Raw genomic sequence first — 16,328 nt, forward strand, 5'->3', positions numbered from 1 at the left:
GTCATTCCTCTCCTTTCCACTGTAGTTCTTCCTTAAATTCACTTAGTAATAGAATTTTATAAATGACGATTAGCACTCCACAAATAGGAACAATGGAATAAACATAGCCCATAGGAATATTTAGAATAGGCGTAGTCTGGGTTAATGTAATTTGAACCACTTCTAACCCACCTTTAACCATAATTAAAACAGCGAACGCCAAGATAAAAAGGTCGTTGATAATACGAATGGTTAACCGCCGCTTACCAACCAGCTTGTTCTTTATAAATGTGATCGAAAGGTGCTGATTTGAACCAAAGGCGTATGTGGCACCAAGAAGTGCAGTCCATACTAGTAAAAATCGAAGAAGCTCACCTGTGAATGTGCTAGGGGCATTGAATACATAACGGCTCGTAACCTGCCAAACCGCTCCAATAACAAGAAGAATCGTTAATAGAGAACTGGCTGAGAGAATAATGGAATCTAAGGTTTTTTTTATTTTATTAATCATAAATAACTCCTTCCTGCCACCGTTGACGGAGGTGGAACGCAGCAGATTTCGGTTCTCTACTACGTGTAAATACACCTTTTTTGTTCCCATCCACCCTCACGGTATCCTGTTTCGTCATGAAGTCAGCAAAATTCCATACATGCTCACCACACACATAGGACATTTGGTCAAATACTCTTTGATAGGTTTTTAAAAACTCCACTTGAAATTCTTCAGAAAACATCACTGGAGGTAATTTGTGGAGACCCGCAATGGTATCAACACCAAACTCGGTAATTAGGATAGGAAGTTTAAATTCCTTTTCCCACCGGTTCAAGTAGTGTCTTAGATCCCTTTCACCTTGTTCAAGTTCCCCAGGTGTCGAATACCATCCGTGATAGACATTAAGACCAATGACGTCGCAATGTTTAGAAACGACGCAGCGTTCAGGTTCAATAAGCATTAAATTTACGTTCATAACTGGCCGGTTATCTAACTCTCTTACCATCTGAATAAGAGACTTGAAATAGGGCTCAGCTTCTTTTTCCATCGTCGATGCTTCATTTGATATTGACCACATGACTACCGATGGATGATTCCAGTCTCGGTAAATGAGTTCCTTTAACACTTTCTTATGATGTTCAAACAACTCTCTGGAAACCTTTCCAGCCTGAAATACCGGCTGCAGTTCTCCTGTAGCTGGTACTCCTTGACTGAGCAAACCAACAGCAGAAGTTTCGTCGATCACGAGAAACCCCATTTCATCAGCAAGATGGAGAACTTCTTCTGCGTAAGGATAATGAGCCGTTCGAAAGGAATTAGCACCAGACCATTTCATTAATTGGAAGTCACGAAGTGTTGTTACTGCATCATATCCTTTACCTCTTATGAGAGCATCTTCATGTTTGCCAAAGCCCTTCAAATAAAAATTCTCACCATTCAACAGAAAATGACCATTAGAGATTTCAACAGTACGCAACCCTATTTTCATAACGTAATGATCAATTAATTTACCGCCTTCTAAAACAGTGATATGGAGGTTATAAAGATACGGATCCTTTGGGGACCATTTTCTTGGATGATCAATGAAGAGTTTAGATTCACCACCCTTCCCCGAAGAGACAGTCTTCCCTTTGTGATCCTGAACTGCTACCTCAATTGTCTGACTGTCACCCACGTGAGTGACCCACGACTTAACATCCACTATACCTCTATCATCTAAAAAACTAGTGTTAACTCTTATTTGTTCAATGTTTATAGAAGGTTTTGTGTAAATAAAAACGGAACGATGAATACCAGCGTAATTAAAGAAATCATGTTGTTGTTTCACCCGTTTCTTTATTCTTCCATCCAGTCTTTTTTCCTCTACTACCTTACCTGGAGGAAGCATGTCCCATGAAAGTTCATTATTCACTTTAACGGTCAGACGGTTCATTTGGTTTTTATGTAAGTGTTTTGTGACGTCGATTTCAAATGGGAGGAACCCGCCTCGATTTACTTTTATTTTCTTACCATTCACATAGACTGTAGCCGTGTGGGATACAGCTCCAAATCGAATGAAAATGTTCTCCTCAAACCATTCATCATGTACATAGAACGATGTTTCATACCATGCGTCACCAACAAAATCCCTAATATCTTCCTGTGTAGTGATGTCGTTAAAACTTGATGGAACTGGCATAGGTATAGGGTCCGTTAATTGACCATCCTGCCAGTTGTCCTTTTCTCCTCTTCCCGCTTGATCAAGCTGAAATGACCATATACCATTTAGATTTTTCACTCTTCTCGATTGGGTTTCAATTGGATACAACATCTCTTTTCACCTCTTAAAGAGAGAAGGTCCTAGATTGGACCTTCTGGTTGATTTATTCTAATTCTTTTATGTCCTCCATAAGTTTTGCAATATCCGCATCTTCTTTCATTTCTTCATGTAGGGGCTGAACTTTTTCAATGAAAGGTTCTTTATTGACTTCGGTGAAAGTTACACCCATTTCTTTTGCTTTTTCTGTCTCTTCAGCAATCGATTTATCCCATTGTTCAGAGTGGTAAGCGGTTGCCTCTTGAGCAGATTTCTCAATGACACTTTTCTCATCATCACTCAAACTTTCCCATGTCTTCGTGCTAATGATACCGATATCAGGAATCATTGTATGTTCATTACGTGAGAACACTTTAGCTACTTCTCCGTGTTTCCCTGTTGTTAGCGCTGTCACATTACTTTCAGCTCCATCAACCACTCCTTGTTGAAGGGCTGTATAGATCTCACCAAATGGCATTGGAGTAGGAGTTCCTCCTAATAGTTCCACCATTTTGATCGCTGTCGGGCTATCCATCACTCGGATTTTTAATCCATTTAAATCTGCGGGTTTCTCAACCTGTTTATCAACGGTATAGAAACTTCTTGCTCCTGATGTAAACCATGTAAATCCAATAAAACCATCATCTTTCGTAGATTGATAAACTTGCTTTGCAACATCAGAATTCATGACTTCATGATAATGTTCTTTACTAGTAAAAATGTAAGGGAGTGAAAATACTGAATATTCTTTCGAAAAACTTTCCAAAGCACCTGCACTTACCTTTGTCATATCGACTGCACCACTTTGAAGTTGCTCTAACACTTCCTTTTCACTTCCAAGGACACCATTTGAATAAATCTTAACCTTAAGCGCTCCATCAGAATTTTGCTCAACATTTTCAGCGAATTTAGCAAGAGCTTTATGAACCGGATGATCTTCACTTAAATTATGAGCTAGTTTTAGTTGCTTCGATTCTGAACCAGAAGCACTCCCACTGCTCGAAGTGTTTGAACTGCAGGCAGAAACAAATAGACAAAGCGTTAACACCAATACCCAGATACTCTTTTTCTTCATAATTAAAGTTACCCCTCTCAGATTTAATTTCCTTTACAAAAACTTTGTTTGTTTACCCAACCAACTATATGTATTATACTATATGTAAGCGCTTTTAAAATCAAGGGGTAATTTGAAAGGAGTTTCATATGAGCATTGCAGATTCTAAATACATCAAATCAATGAATAGAAAAATATTGATAGAAACGATCCTTGAGAACGGGTCTATTTCAAGAAGTGAACTGGCTAGGAAAACAGGCTTAAATAAATCAACGGTCTCAGACCAAATCAGCGGTCTGATTGAAGAGAATCTTTTGATTGAAGAAGAAGCCACCTCCTCAACCGGCGGGAGAAAACCGATCAACCTTCACATAAATAAAAACGCTGGCTATTCTATCGGAATTGATTTTGATGAACCCATTCTTTTTATACAAGTAACCGACTTATTAGGAAATTCTATTGAATCCCGTTCATTAGAATTGGAGAACCTCTCCTTTCAAAAAGTCATTGAACTACTTATTGAAGAGTTGGCCAATATACGACATTCCTTCAATTCGAATTACAAGCCTTTTGGATTAGTTGGAATAGGGGTAGGCATTCACGGGATTGTGAGAAAAGATGAACACGTTGTTTTCACTCCCAAACTTCAATGGACAGACATAGATATAAAAAGTTCATTAGAAGAAACTTTCAATGTACCTGTGTTTATTGATAACAACGCTAACCTGTGCGCCTATGCTGAACAGGTATTTAATTACTCCATCGAAGACTTGTTTTGCGTAACCATGTACTCAGGTATTGGACTGGGAATTATTAAAGACAGACAAATCTATAGAGGATATCAAGGGTTCGCAGGGGAAATTGGTCATATGATCGTGGAGAGAGATGGAAAGCTTTGTCCCTGTGGTAACAGAGGTTGTTGGGAGAGGTATGCTTCTGAGAAAGCAGTTTTCGATGAGTTTAAATCACAGCAAATAATTACTGATTCTATAAACATAAAAGAGATGCTATTGAATAAACAACATATGGATATATTTGAAAGCTTTTATGATTATCTAGCCATAGGACTAAACAATATTATAAACATTTTCAATCCTGAAACGATTATTCTTAACGGGGATATCCTTAATAAGAACCCACACATCATTAAGGAAATTGAGGATCGATTGAAGTCGAGAATGAACAATTACAGTCAAATTGTACCCTCCTGTCTAGGGAAAAATGCCGGTGCCCTAGGGGGAAGTGTTGTATCTCTTCGAGAGTTTTATGGTGTCAATCGAATCAATTTAACAACAAATAAAAATGAAGTTATCTAATCACTAAGATGGACAGCATTAAAAGAGTCCTTGGGAGCGTTCATCTCCTCAAGGACTCTTTTCTACTAAACTGGCGTCATCATTTGATAGTACTTATACAACGCCTGCGTTCCGTCATTATCCCCACCCGCTTCACTCAGTTCCTCATATAACTGCTTCGCAAGTTTCAATCCAGGGACGGGAATCTGCATGTTCTCCGCAGAATCAATAGCAATTTTCATATCTTTGATAAAATGCTTCACATAAAATCCTGGATCAAAGTCTCCATCAATCATCCTCGGTCCAAGATTAGACAACGACCAGCTTCCTGCAGCACCGAATTGAATGCTGCTTAACACTTTCTTAGGGTCGAGACCGGCTTTTTCTGCATATGTAATGGCCTCACAGACCCCCAACATGCCGGATGCAATCGCAATTTGGTTACTCATCTTCGTATGCTGACCGGCTCCTGCTTCTCCTTGGAGGACGATATTTTCTCCCATCGCTTGAAAAATAAGAAGGATTTCATCAAACTTTTTCTCAATGCCGCCGACCATGATCGTGAGCTTCGCGTTTTTAGCTCCAACGTCCCCGCCTGACACAGGAGCATCATACGCGTGAATACCCTTCGCTTCAGCCTTTCCGGCGATTTCCCGGGCCAAATCAGGGGAAGAGGTCGTCATATCGATGATGTAGGAACCTGGCTTCGCATTTTCTAAAATTCCATCTCCACCGAAATATACTTCTTCTACATCGCTTGGATATCCGACAATCGTAAGGACCACATCCGAATGCTCAGCTAGAGCGGCTACGCTTTGCTTCCAATTTGCCCCTTCAGCTACAAGATCCTCCGCTTTTTCTTTCGTACGTGTAAACACGTTCAGCTCATATCCAGCTTTCATCAAGTTGCGTGCCATGCTTTTCCCCATCACACCTGCGCCGATGAAACCAATGGTTTGTTTCGTCATCTGCCTCTTCCTCTCTTACATAAAGTTGTTACAAGTATAGCAACTTTAGTACTTGATATAGAAGAGAAACATATTACAAGATATAGGAAAAACAATTAATTATGTGCTGTTAAATTATTGTGTTCTTTCTCTAATGGACTTTCTTTCAGACGCTTTCCTTTGGGAGATCTTTCAATAATAACCTTCTCACACTCTCCCCTATACCTAAACCAACCGGCAAAAAGAGAACAGGGAGCCAAAGTGGCCCGATGAAGTATCCAAAAAGTGTAAATTCGGAAGAAAAGATTAGACCTAAGGTCACAAAATAGGCGGAGGAGACAAATGGCAGATAAGCAAAAGGCTTTTCCTCCCCACCCCCAGCATCTTTATAGGCATCCCATATCGAAAAGAAATACAAACACGGATAAAACATGAGCCACATATAATTGGTTTCAGTGATTGCTTCCTCAATCCTAAAATGAAAACTCAAAATAATGATCTTATTAAAGTTTCCCATTACATTAACAAGCAGTTCTAAAGCCACTAACAATATTCCTTTGATATATTTCCCATTCAGCAATTGCCCGAAGCCCGGCAGAGCAATACTCCATAATAAAACTTCTAATTGCTTACTTTTTTTTGAATAACCTATTCCCATAACTACTTCACCTAATTTGCTAAGCCTTTTCTATCAGAGATTCTATTCACTTATCTCTTGCTATTTCCTTTCTATTTGGGGCAAGTGGAGGCTCTTCCAACCATTTATTTTTAGTCATCAAATTAAACCATTCTTTCGTAATCATTATATTTTTCAATATGATTTTTTCGTAAGTGGCTACAAGATCGACGCGCATGGCTGAGGCTAAACCTGACCCATGGTAGGATTGGGCAGATTGTAATAGGAAACCTATGTGGTATAAAATTAACTTATCTGAAAAGGGAGAAGCCTGGGAAGTCGTAACTTCTGACTCCCAAGACATGGGAACAGGCAAGTTGTCTCCTTCTAAGATATTGCCTAATGATTGAATTTGTTGGTTGGATTCATCCTGCATACTTTCCAGAAATTTTCTAACCTCTTTCGATTGGGCAACCTGACTAAATCCTATGGATAGTGATCTTTCCAATATTTTTTTCTTTAAATTGAGGGAAACCGCAATAATCTCTGTTGCAGCTAAAGGGCGTTTTCCGTTTGAAAAACCTTTAAGGAATTTTTGCCCTGACACATAATCTGTTTTTGTTTCAGGGTAAAAGAAAGGATCCCTTTGAAAATGACCTTTTTCCAACAGCAGATCGGTAGTCCGCTGATACATACTCATAGCTTCCTTACTACAAGTTTCATAAAAATCTCTTAAATCCCTTCTGACAGAAGAACTGAGTGAGGTCGTATGCCCTATTAGACCGTGCAGCGTCATAATATGCAAATAGTGTAAACAAAAGATGTCAGAAAACAATCGTTCCGTGCCTTCATTAAGGTCTGAATCTGAAAATCCATCTGGAACTGGGAACCCATCGTTTTGAATAAACTGTTCTATTTCCCGTAATTGATGATCTGAAGTTTCAATTGAGTCCGTGAATATTTGTTTTATTTTCTCATCTTCTATAATGGACAACATATATTTGTTTACCATTTGAATGGCCGTTCCATTTACATACTGCCCCCACAATGTCCCTATTTCGGCAGAAGTGAGTTTTACTTGATCCTTATCCATATAATCACCTCTTCTTCATAATGCCCAAAGAATGAGGGTTTTATATAGATCGCTGCTCGGAGAATTCAAGCTAATGGTCCAGCCTATTAAGTTTTTTTAGCGGCGTGCAACATTATCTTTAAATTGCTTAATGGTTGAAGACTCAAAGATCATCAATCTTTCATTCCCATTCCGTTTTGGTCTTTCGCTTAGTATATAGATTCCCATTATGTATGTAACTGTTTGAAAAACCCTCCTATCAACAGTAGGCCAGGATGTATCCTGATCAACTTAAAGGAGTTCTTTTGATTGATGCGACCTCTCCTCTCACCAAAAACTATAGACTCAAGATTTTCCACTCTTATCTCTCCTTTAGAACATGTTTCTAATAACCCGAAATATGAATACAAATAGATCTTCAACGAAAGAAATGAGCAAATAGGATAAATCCTACAATTAAAAGAAGAAGGATGATCCCAGTTGCTTTCCACCCTAGATTCCCAACTAAGTCAGGAAGTCCACCGCCGTGAATACTCGCCGAAGGACTTTTTTTAATTCCTCTTGTCTTAATCTTTCCCTCTTCGTTTCAGGTTTTTCTTCCATCATTAGAATCATTAACCCCCCCATAGTTCTACACCTTCATTTACGATGAACGCGCTCCTGTAACTTATAATTTCAAGATACCTATCTATACGATTATCTAAGAACACCATTTCAAACCATTCACATCTTACTTCAATTTTAATCCCATGTCCTTTTCCTTACATAACACAACAATGAAGACGATTATCCATATGGAATAACCGTCCTAAATTGAATGTATTAGTTTGTCAGCATGATTTTTGATATCGTAATTTGAATCCTACACAGAAAGTAATTTCAATCAAACATCCCGAATTCTCCTTGAACGAAATACTAAATACCACCAGTAAAGCAAATAGACAAAGATCACCAAACACATCCATGCCCATAACTCAAATTCCTTTACACGATCAATGAAGTATTCCCATTCATTTTGATTCCCTCTCCCTATACTTGAGAAAACAAACAATACAGTGGAAAAAGGAATGAAGATAACCGCAATGATCGACGGGACGACTAATTGTTTTTTTATGATCTTTCGAATAGCTAGAGCAAAAGAAATCATTATGAATAAGTAAAAAACAGCAACCAGCCAGAACGGGACTGTTGGTGACAAATGATTACCACCTTTCAATAAAAAGAATCCTATAAAGCTTATCGACTTTAAGGTTTATAAAAACGCCTTACGAACCGGATCATCTGAAAAACCATAAAGCCGATGATGTAAAGCCCAAAGAACATACATAAATAGGAAAGTGGATACTTTTTAATGATAGTAAGATTACATCAATCGTATAAATATCACTGCAATACGACACATCTTTGGGTGTAAAAATAAATTGCGGCTTACAATTTTCCTGGGACCAAAAGGCGATTTTTGATGTCATAAAGAAAGAATATAAATAGGTAACTAAAAACAACGGAATACTCAAAAACCACAAGAACCACCACTTTTTCAATACGACCACCCTTTTGTGTAATTTTACACTAAAGGGGTAATTAATACATTATTAATGGCTAATTATTTGAATTAATATGACGTCGAACATTATACTCTTCCCACAAACAAAAAGACGATCCTCCAGTTAAGGCATCGCCGCTCTCTTTTATGACTCGTAATTACTCGGAACAATAAATGAACCCTGGAATGTATAAGGAGCAGATGATTTCAGTAATCTTATTACCCCGCCGGTATAGTAAGGCATTAGTTTATTTGCGGTATCTATATCTGTCCGCTTAAGTTCATCGATCTCGTCTTTATGTATGATTTCAATAGCACCTTGTACAATCCTCGCTTTGTAAGTAATGAACAGAGCATGGTGGCCTTTATTTTCAAAGAAAGCTTCATTTACGGCAACGATGTTCTCAACTTCTATTTTTAAATTAGTCTCCTCCTTAACTTCTCGTATTGCTGCTTGTTCGAATGTTTCACCTTTTTCAACAGCACCACCAGGAAGAGACCATCCACTACCTTTGTTTTTCACCATCAAAACTTTCTCTTCCATTTCATTAAGAATTAAGACGTAAGCTATATCAACTCGATTCACTTTAGATTACTCCTCCCTTCATGGTTTACTACGGTAATATTCTAATGCTTCTTTTAATCGTTCATTTTCCTGTTTAAGTTCTTCTATGTTATTTTCTTGTTTCCATTTGTAAATTAGTAATCCAACTACGGCTGCTAAAGATAGCCCCCATCCAATTAAATAAAAGGTATCTGGTTTTCCTGAAGTAATCCAAGTTAAAAATCTATACTGTAATATCGTAAATGTAATCAACATTACAAAAGCAGTGTAAAACCATTTCCACCAATTCTTCAAGTAAACATCCCCTTAATTACCTATTCCACCTACCTGCTCCTTTAGTTCAATACTTTCATCCACATAGTTTAAAAAAACAATGTATTGTTCATGATTTGCCCCCATTACTTGAAGACTTGATTTCAAGATAAATTGAGTCTCTTCTTCGATTGTAGTCTTCCGTTTTCCAAATCCTCAACCAGCATTCCAAACACTATACTGTCTGTCCACTCACCTTTACTCCAGTAATCCTGTTTGAAGTGCGCTTCTTTTCTCATCCCTATTCGTTCACACAACTTTTGAGAGGCTAAATTCCTCGCATCCAAGGTGGCTTGGATCCGATGCACCTTCACTACTTCAAATAAATACTTCACTAATTGACTAACTGCTTCTGTTGCATATCCCTTCCCTGAATTTTGAGAAGAAAAGCTATAGCCAATTTCCACCGTATCTTTAACCCCTGTATACCATATAGATAAATCACCAATCACATTTGAACTGTCCTCTACGGCCAGACTTAAGCTAGTTTCTTTAGTAAGAGAACTGTTCTCCAATTTTTTCTCGAATAACTCCTGCATGTTTTCACGTGTCCATTTATCGTGCAGTAGATACCTACATGTCTCCTCGTTATTGTAGATGTTAAATACAGCTTGTAAGTCAGTACTTTTAAACGGTCTGAGTTTCAACCTTTCAGTAGTGAATTCCAAAAGAACCTTCCTCCTTATCCCCTTTTAAACCTTCTCCTAGTTGTTATTTTAGAATTGCCCCCGTTAGTTGAAGACTCAATTCCAAGATAATATTTATTCACTAGTAAAGAAACGACTACATATTATAATTTATCTTTTTCCCAATGTTATAACCCGTAATAATACCAGCAATAGTAAAGATAAGTATGCCTTCATCAAAGTCATTGAAAATCAATCCAAAGCCTGTCCAGACTACTAGAAAAGCTATTATTGAACTTACTAAAGCTCCCAACTTCCCCCACCTCTCCCCAAGTACTTTTCTTTGTGCACCTACCCGGTACTATGTATTGAGCGAATGCTTATATCGCAAACGACCCTTTAGTTTAAGACTCTTAATTAAGATAATAATAAACTCTTTGTAGGATCAATACTCACTTTCCAATATGGAATACACTACTGTATCTCTAAACTCGCCCTTTATAAACTCATTCTTTCTTAAAGTGCCTTCATAGTTCATACCTAACTTTTTCATTACCTTTTGAGAGCCGAAATTATCTGTATCGGATCTACCCTCAATTCTGTTAAGGTATAGTTCGTTAAATCCGTAGCGGACGAGTTCTTGAAGTGCTTCAGTGGCAATTCCTTTTCCCCAATACTCTTCCGACAAAAAATACCCCAACTCTACGCACTTATGTTTATTACTCCAATCAATAAAGGCTGCCACACCAATCACTTGGCCGGTTTCAATCCATTCAATTGCCCATTCACCAGATTCACCTTTTCCGTATCCTGTAATCACCATATTTAGAAACTCTTCGGTTACATCTTTTGACTCATTTACTTCCCATGTCATAGGTCGAGCTACATTAGGATTAGAACAGAAACTAAACACATCTTCTAAATCTGAAAAAGCAAGCTTTCTTAATGTTAATCTTTCAGTATTAAATTCAGGCATGTTTTTTAAATATGTTTCAACTGCCATACGACCACACTCCATATATATCTTGAATTTTTCAAAAATAAATATTATGACATCATATCGTTATTTTACATAATTTTCAATACTTTCCGAGTAATCATTACCTGTTCTTCTGTTCTCACAAAAAGAGGACGATTACTCTTATTGAATAATCGCCCCCCCTTTATTTGAAAACTTGAATTCAAGATACCCTGATATTGTTCAAAGTCACATAACGTGATCAATAGTTTAAGCACATACCTCCACAAAAACATTAACTTAAAAAGAGGGATAAAAATTCTCTATCAACTTAAAAGTTAAGCATCAATCCAGTCATGAAAGCGCTTCCTTATAATGTAGTATGTCTTTACTATAAGTTGAACTGGGAGAGGAGAGGAGAGGAGAGGATAAAATATTCTGAAGGAACGGGGATATGAATGCCAAATCAATTATGGAATTTTTTTATAGCAAAAGAAATATAATGACTACAGAATCCCCATAGGAGGTAATAAAATTTGGCTAAAATTATTGTGTTGTACGAACGTCCAGAAAATCTAGAACAATTTGAAAATCATTATTTCAATGTTCACATTCCTCTTGTTAAAAAAATTCCCCAGTTGAAAGATGCGTCTGTAAATAAGGCTGTCCAAACACAAAACACCGATTTAGACATTAACTTAGTGGCACAGTTAGAATTTGAATCCATGGAAGACCTAAGCAGCGCATTATCCTCCGAAAGCGGAAAAGCGGTGTTGGTTGATGTTGAGGTTCTTGCAAAGTTTTTACCATGTCCTCCAATCGTTATGATAGTCGATTAAAAGCAAAGAATGTCTCTCCGAGGTCCTTACCGTCAAAGTCATAAATAAAATAATTCTTAAAAGAAGGCTATGTAAAAGTTTAGTGTTGATATTACTAACAAAAAGAACTTCCAATTCTATGGAAGTTCTTCTTTTTTATTGGGCTTATCCAACTCAAGCCCCCGTTTCCGTAAGACTTGATTTCAAGATATTAAAGCAGGTATTATACTAAACTCCCATAAGTTGCATAGCACATTTACCTTAATCAAACGGAAATATGTACACTGTATAATTAAAATAATTCTCTAATCCAATATTCTGAGCAATTATATTAGAAGGCTTATTTGCCTCTTCACAATCCCAGTACGGAATCATACCCTTACTCAAAGAATCTTTCAAAACACAATGAGCTGCCTTTTGACCTAGTTTATTACCTTGATGTACTTCTATTGTTTCTATATCTATTCCGTGGACTTTTTCAGCTACAAACCCCGAAAAACATAAACTCGCAACCTTATTGTTGTAGACAATACAATAACCGATTCCTTTTTGATAAAAATCCTCAGGAGAAGACCAGAATTCTGATATTTTAGAGCGTAAAAATCCTATATTTTCAAGGGAATTGTTCTTATCCTCAATAAGCTCATTGTCGATTTTTAATACGGTATAATCTTGACTAATCGAAGGTTCATTATTATCTTTATAATGATTTTCCCACATCGTATAAACCTTTTGATTTGATTTCTGCATTTTACGATGTTTAAAAACTCTTTCTATGATTTTTTCCCACCCTGGATGATTACCAATTGCTATAAAGTTATTTAACCTCAGCTTCTGAGCTTCAGGAAAAATTACTTTATCAATAAAATCGTTTATGTGGTTATTAAATCCCTTATTTTCTTCATCTCCAATAAAGAAAAAACCATCATTATTACCCAACCAGATAATTCCTGTCTTTGGAGAATCAATATGATCTACAAAAATTCGACCTGGGTTATTTCCTTCAATTACTGCTTTAACTTCTAAATGACCCTCCCCATTTATCAACTTTTCACATTTATAGAATTCAGATTTATCAAGTTCACGAATCATATGTAGCCCTCCTACTGGAATAACATCATCGCCAAAATTGTTATTTAGTCTTTTATAATCTTACTGTTTGGCTATCACAAGTAGTGACCTCCAATGTGCAGCTAAAGCCCCCGTTTGTTTAAGACTCGAATTCGAGATATCCCTAAATATACTGCATCCTTATTGTCCCTTTTCCATCTTGATAAGTTACCGTTGAGTATGCTCCATTTACGAGTATATTCTGTGGAGGCATATGTCCAATATCTGCGTCATATATAACTGGTATCTCTTTTCCAAAAACATTCATCAAAGCATCCTCTAATTCGAAATCTTTGGTTGGTGAGTACCCACTCGCTCTTCCTATAAGTACTCCATTGACATTCTTAAACCATCCACTATATTTCATCTGCCACAAACACCGATATATTTCTGCAGCACTCCAATCAACAGATTCCAAGTACCAAATTACTCCCTCCTTGGCATGTTGAGTAGTGAATTCCTTTACCTTATCGTAAGGAGTACCAATCAAGGTTTGTAATGTATTCATGACACCTCCTAGTAATCTTCCTGAAAACTCATGAGATTTCTGACCGGTATGTGATTTCCACTCTGTTTCTGTATCAAAGTAAAAACCTGTAGCTGGGTTCTCAAATGTTTGAGTCCATGATGATTGGTATTGATTTGAGGAGTATTGAATCACACCCTGACCTTTATTACAGCCTAAAACGTCCGTCCATTTTGAAGTGAGTTCGTCCCATTTAGGAGCTGATAACTCATTAAAATTCGTTCCATGTGCTGAAGCATTCCCAGTTATCGTCGTATATGCTAACAGGATCGTGCTAACGTCTGAATAACCCAAGATCCATTTAGGGGGTAAGGTCTTTAGGTAATTCCAATCAATCATAGGTAGGACTTCCATGGAAAACTGCCCTCCCCACGGAGGGATAATTGCCTTAACATTCTCATCCTCGAGAAATTGGGTCAGTTCTTTTGCTCTTATAGATGCCTTAGCACTTCTAGATTTTGTTTCTGTCCATACTGTCTCACCTATCTTTACTATGAATCCTTTATTCTCAACATTTTCTTTAGCATTATGTACTAACATATGTAATTGCTCTTCTACCCCACTTGAAGGAGCTGTTACAGCAATCTTGTCTCCTTTTTCTAATGCTGATGGATACATAACCACTCGTTTGTCCTCCTTTTCCTTACCAAGATAATTATTTCATTATTGCAAAATCCGATACCATTATCAACCATTTATATGATAAAAAAGAGCGACTATCCTATTAGATAATCGCCCCCGTTTCTTGAAGACTTGATTTCGAGATAAAAGGTACTTTCGTCTTATAAATCAACTTTTAGGCTGTCTCATCTTCCCCAAATTGCTTAAAAGTAGCTGACTGCTGATTATGGATAAAAGAAATATATTACCTGGTTCACCTGTACTCCATATAGAAGTTACAATAAAAAACAAAGGTACTGAAACGCTAATTAATAAAACAATATAGATAAATGAACTTATTATTTCAGTCATACTTAACCCTTTCTAAATGAATTATTTTATAAGAATGCACCTGTTTGGTTAAGACTAAATCCAGATACCTTGGTACAAATTTTTAACTTACAAACTCGGAATTTCAACAGGTTTTGTTATTTAGAAGTAACTTTCAAGTCTTCTCCTATAGCTTTAGTTGCTTCATAAATCACACCATTATCATGAGATTTAATATCAAAAAAACCATTATATTGATTCCAAAATTCTGGTGAGTTTGAGACTTGTTCAAAATTATGCAATATGTTGTTAAACATAGCAGTTGCTTCTTCTTGTGATGGACGCTTTTCAACCATAAGCCTAAATTTCACTAGATCCTCATTTTCTCTAAATGAAGCTGCGGTTGTCGTTATTTCTTTTAATCCTCTAAAATAATCTTCTGTCATTCTCACTGTTTTAGAAAGATCCCCTTCTGGCTGCTGATTACAAGCAACTGTCAAAAGCAATAAAGCAATTAAATAGGTATGCACCAATAATCCTCTTTTCATAAAGCACTCCCCCTTTCTGGAATTCTCGCTTCCAGATTCTTTGAAAATACTTAACCAGTTCATGAACTATGTCTAAGCATATGTAATAGGCGAGAGCATATTAAGCAATCGCCCCCGGTAGTTGGAGACTTGAACTCGAAATATCTTCCCCCTAATCTAAAACAACCCTATAGGTTGCTACACTTAATCTTTCTCAGTTACTTCAAACACTAATCGATTCATATCCCATACATCTTCCTCATAATTTTTGATCACTTCCACCTCTACCTCTTGCCCTACATCATATTTCTCTGGATTGGGCACTTGTATCGTAATCGCTTCCGATTTTAACTCTTCTTTAAATTCAGATGACTCTGTAGAAGATTCTTGTTCGTTAACTGTTGTCCAATAAGCCGTCTCGATTTTCATATCACCGCGTTCCTCATTGATTTCAATTATTTCTCCTCCAACAGCCATTCCTTTATTAGAATCGCAGCCTATTAGTAGAATGGCTAAAGCTACTATTATAGAAAAAATCTTGCTTTTTATCACAAAATCATCCCCTTTGCTCTGTCGGTCATTATTTGATTAAATGATATCTTCCCAGTCTTTAACGAGTAAATGACGATTCCCCTTATTTAGGAAGTGCCCCCGTTAGTTTAAGACTCGAGATCGAGATAACTTAATCATATAAAATTATAAGGCTCAATACTTTCTATTCCAGAATCCATATTTTTAACTTTTAATTCATTATTTCTTACTTCTTCCTCACCGATATTGATTGAATATACACTGAGTTTTAACACTTAGCATTTCTAAATAAGATTCAAGATTTTTAATTCTTCCAACTCTCAATTCACCATAGAATAAGGTGCAATTATTCACTTTTCACTCTTTATCTAGAACTTCCTTAAGTTTATCTTCTATTGCCTTTATACGATTTTTCACATTTACTAACAATGAGATAACTGTAAGGAATAAGAGCGGAATACCAAAAAATAAAAACAAAAAAACCAATTCATCTAAATAATACGTATTCATAATAATCCTCCTAGAGCTGTATAAGTCCTCCCCAAGAAGCGATCATTCATATTGAACAATCGCCCCCATTACTTGAAGACTTGAATTCGAGATATATCATCACTAATACGCCCTTTAGTCT

At 36.9% G+C, this 16,328-nt stretch carries 20 protein-coding genes; 2 read left to right on the top strand and 18 right to left on the bottom strand.

The genetic code is table 11. From position 1 onward, the window contains the following. Position 1: 1 nt before the first annotated feature. From K2225_RS03950 to K2225_RS03960, 3 genes are read right to left on the bottom strand one after another with little or no spacing between them, the layout of a single operon-like run. Complete coding sequence (locus K2225_RS03950; RefSeq protein ID WP_220583570.1) at positions 2-490, bottom strand: TRAP transporter small permease; 489 nt, start codon at positions 488-490, stop codon at positions 2-4. Beyond that, the gene (gene uidA, locus K2225_RS03955; protein ID WP_220583571.1) at positions 483-2,282 is read right to left on the bottom strand and encodes a beta-glucuronidase; all 1,800 of its coding nucleotides are present in this window, start codon (positions 2,280-2,282) and stop codon (positions 483-485) included. Before uidA ends, K2225_RS03950 begins: the two co-directional genes overlap by 8 nt. 52 nt (positions 2,283-2,334) lie before the next feature. After that, positions 2,335-3,342: a TRAP transporter substrate-binding protein gene (locus K2225_RS03960; protein WP_220583572.1), complete on the bottom strand. Its 1,008-nt coding sequence runs from the start codon at positions 3,340-3,342 to the stop codon at positions 2,335-2,337. Between the two features lie 128 nt (positions 3,343-3,470). On the opposite strand from K2225_RS03960, the gene K2225_RS03965 reads away from it, so the two are divergent. Then, positions 3,471-4,637, top strand: a complete 1,167-nt coding sequence (locus tag K2225_RS03965; protein ID WP_220583573.1) for an ROK family transcriptional regulator — start codon at positions 3,471-3,473, stop codon at positions 4,635-4,637. Positions 4,638-4,702: 65 nt separating this feature from the next. On the opposite strand, the gene K2225_RS03970 is transcribed toward K2225_RS03965, so the two are convergent. The 10 genes from K2225_RS03970 to K2225_RS04015 all read right to left on the bottom strand — a co-directional run bounded on the left by K2225_RS03970 (position 4,703) and on the right by K2225_RS04015 (position 11,300). Further along, positions 4,703-5,584: an NAD(P)-dependent oxidoreductase gene (locus K2225_RS03970; RefSeq protein ID WP_220583574.1), complete on the bottom strand. Its 882-nt coding sequence runs from the start codon at positions 5,582-5,584 to the stop codon at positions 4,703-4,705. A gap of 145 nt (positions 5,585-5,729) precedes the next feature. After that, positions 5,730-6,221 carry a hypothetical protein gene (locus K2225_RS03975; protein ID WP_220583575.1) on the bottom strand — a complete coding sequence of 164 codons (492 nt, stop codon included), beginning with the start codon at positions 6,219-6,221 and terminating at the stop codon, positions 5,730-5,732. A 46-nt stretch (positions 6,222-6,267) separates the two neighbouring features. After that, the gene (locus K2225_RS03980) at positions 6,268-7,272 is read right to left on the bottom strand and encodes a DUF3231 family protein (protein ID WP_220583576.1); all 1,005 of its coding nucleotides are present in this window, start codon (positions 7,270-7,272) and stop codon (positions 6,268-6,270) included. A 397-nt stretch (positions 7,273-7,669) separates the two neighbouring features. Continuing rightward, positions 7,670-7,822, bottom strand: coding sequence for a DUF6366 family protein (locus tag K2225_RS03985; RefSeq protein WP_370632719.1), 153 nt, complete (start codon positions 7,820-7,822; stop codon positions 7,670-7,672). 312 nt (positions 7,823-8,134) lie between these two features. Then, on the bottom strand, positions 8,135-8,449 hold the full coding sequence (locus K2225_RS03990; protein WP_220583577.1) for a hypothetical protein: 315 nt from the start codon (positions 8,447-8,449) through the stop codon (positions 8,135-8,137). A 490-nt stretch (positions 8,450-8,939) separates the two neighbouring features. Further along, positions 8,940-9,380, bottom strand: coding sequence for an NUDIX hydrolase (locus tag K2225_RS03995; protein ID WP_220583578.1), 441 nt, complete (start codon positions 9,378-9,380; stop codon positions 8,940-8,942). 18 nt (positions 9,381-9,398) lie between these two features. Then, positions 9,399-9,653, bottom strand: a complete 255-nt coding sequence (locus K2225_RS04000; RefSeq protein ID WP_220583579.1) for an MreC domain-containing protein — start codon at positions 9,651-9,653, stop codon at positions 9,399-9,401. Between the two features lie 122 nt (positions 9,654-9,775). After that, complete coding sequence (locus K2225_RS04005; protein ID WP_220583580.1) at positions 9,776-10,339, bottom strand: GNAT family N-acetyltransferase; 564 nt, start codon at positions 10,337-10,339, stop codon at positions 9,776-9,778. 115 nt (positions 10,340-10,454) lie between these two features. Further along, positions 10,455-10,610: a hypothetical protein gene (locus tag K2225_RS04010; RefSeq protein WP_220583581.1), complete on the bottom strand. Its 156-nt coding sequence runs from the start codon at positions 10,608-10,610 to the stop codon at positions 10,455-10,457. A gap of 132 nt (positions 10,611-10,742) precedes the next feature. Further along, entirely contained in the window at positions 10,743-11,300 is a 558-nt protein-coding gene (locus K2225_RS04015; RefSeq protein WP_255574180.1) for a GNAT family N-acetyltransferase, read from the bottom strand. A 491-nt stretch (positions 11,301-11,791) separates the two neighbouring features. On the opposite strand from K2225_RS04015, the gene K2225_RS04020 reads away from it, so the two are divergent. After that, complete coding sequence (locus K2225_RS04020; RefSeq protein ID WP_220583583.1) at positions 11,792-12,094, top strand: EthD family reductase; 303 nt, start codon at positions 11,792-11,794, stop codon at positions 12,092-12,094. A 240-nt stretch (positions 12,095-12,334) separates the two neighbouring features. On the opposite strand, the gene K2225_RS04025 is transcribed toward K2225_RS04020, so the two are convergent. From K2225_RS04025 to K2225_RS04045, 5 genes are all read right to left on the bottom strand, one after another. Continuing rightward, entirely contained in the window at positions 12,335-13,165 is an 831-nt protein-coding gene (locus tag K2225_RS04025; protein WP_220583584.1) for a GNAT family N-acetyltransferase, read from the bottom strand. A 142-nt stretch (positions 13,166-13,307) separates the two neighbouring features. After that, entirely contained in the window at positions 13,308-14,327 is a 1,020-nt protein-coding gene (locus tag K2225_RS04030) for a S66 family peptidase (protein ID WP_220584008.1), read from the bottom strand. Between the two features lie 470 nt (positions 14,328-14,797). Beyond that, entirely contained in the window at positions 14,798-15,187 is a 390-nt protein-coding gene (locus K2225_RS04035) for an IolE/MocC family protein (protein ID WP_220583585.1), read from the bottom strand. A gap of 183 nt (positions 15,188-15,370) precedes the next feature. After that, complete coding sequence (locus tag K2225_RS04040) at positions 15,371-15,718, bottom strand: hypothetical protein (protein WP_220583586.1); 348 nt, start codon at positions 15,716-15,718, stop codon at positions 15,371-15,373. 336 nt (positions 15,719-16,054) lie between these two features. After that, the gene (locus tag K2225_RS04045; RefSeq protein WP_220583587.1) at positions 16,055-16,207 is read right to left on the bottom strand and encodes a hypothetical protein; all 153 of its coding nucleotides are present in this window, start codon (positions 16,205-16,207) and stop codon (positions 16,055-16,057) included. Positions 16,208-16,328 lie beyond the last annotated feature (121 nt).

This window comes from Halobacillus sp. Nhm2S1 (genome assembly GCF_019599545.1).
Taxonomy (GTDB): domain Bacteria; phylum Bacillota; class Bacilli; order Bacillales; family Halobacillaceae; genus Halobacillus.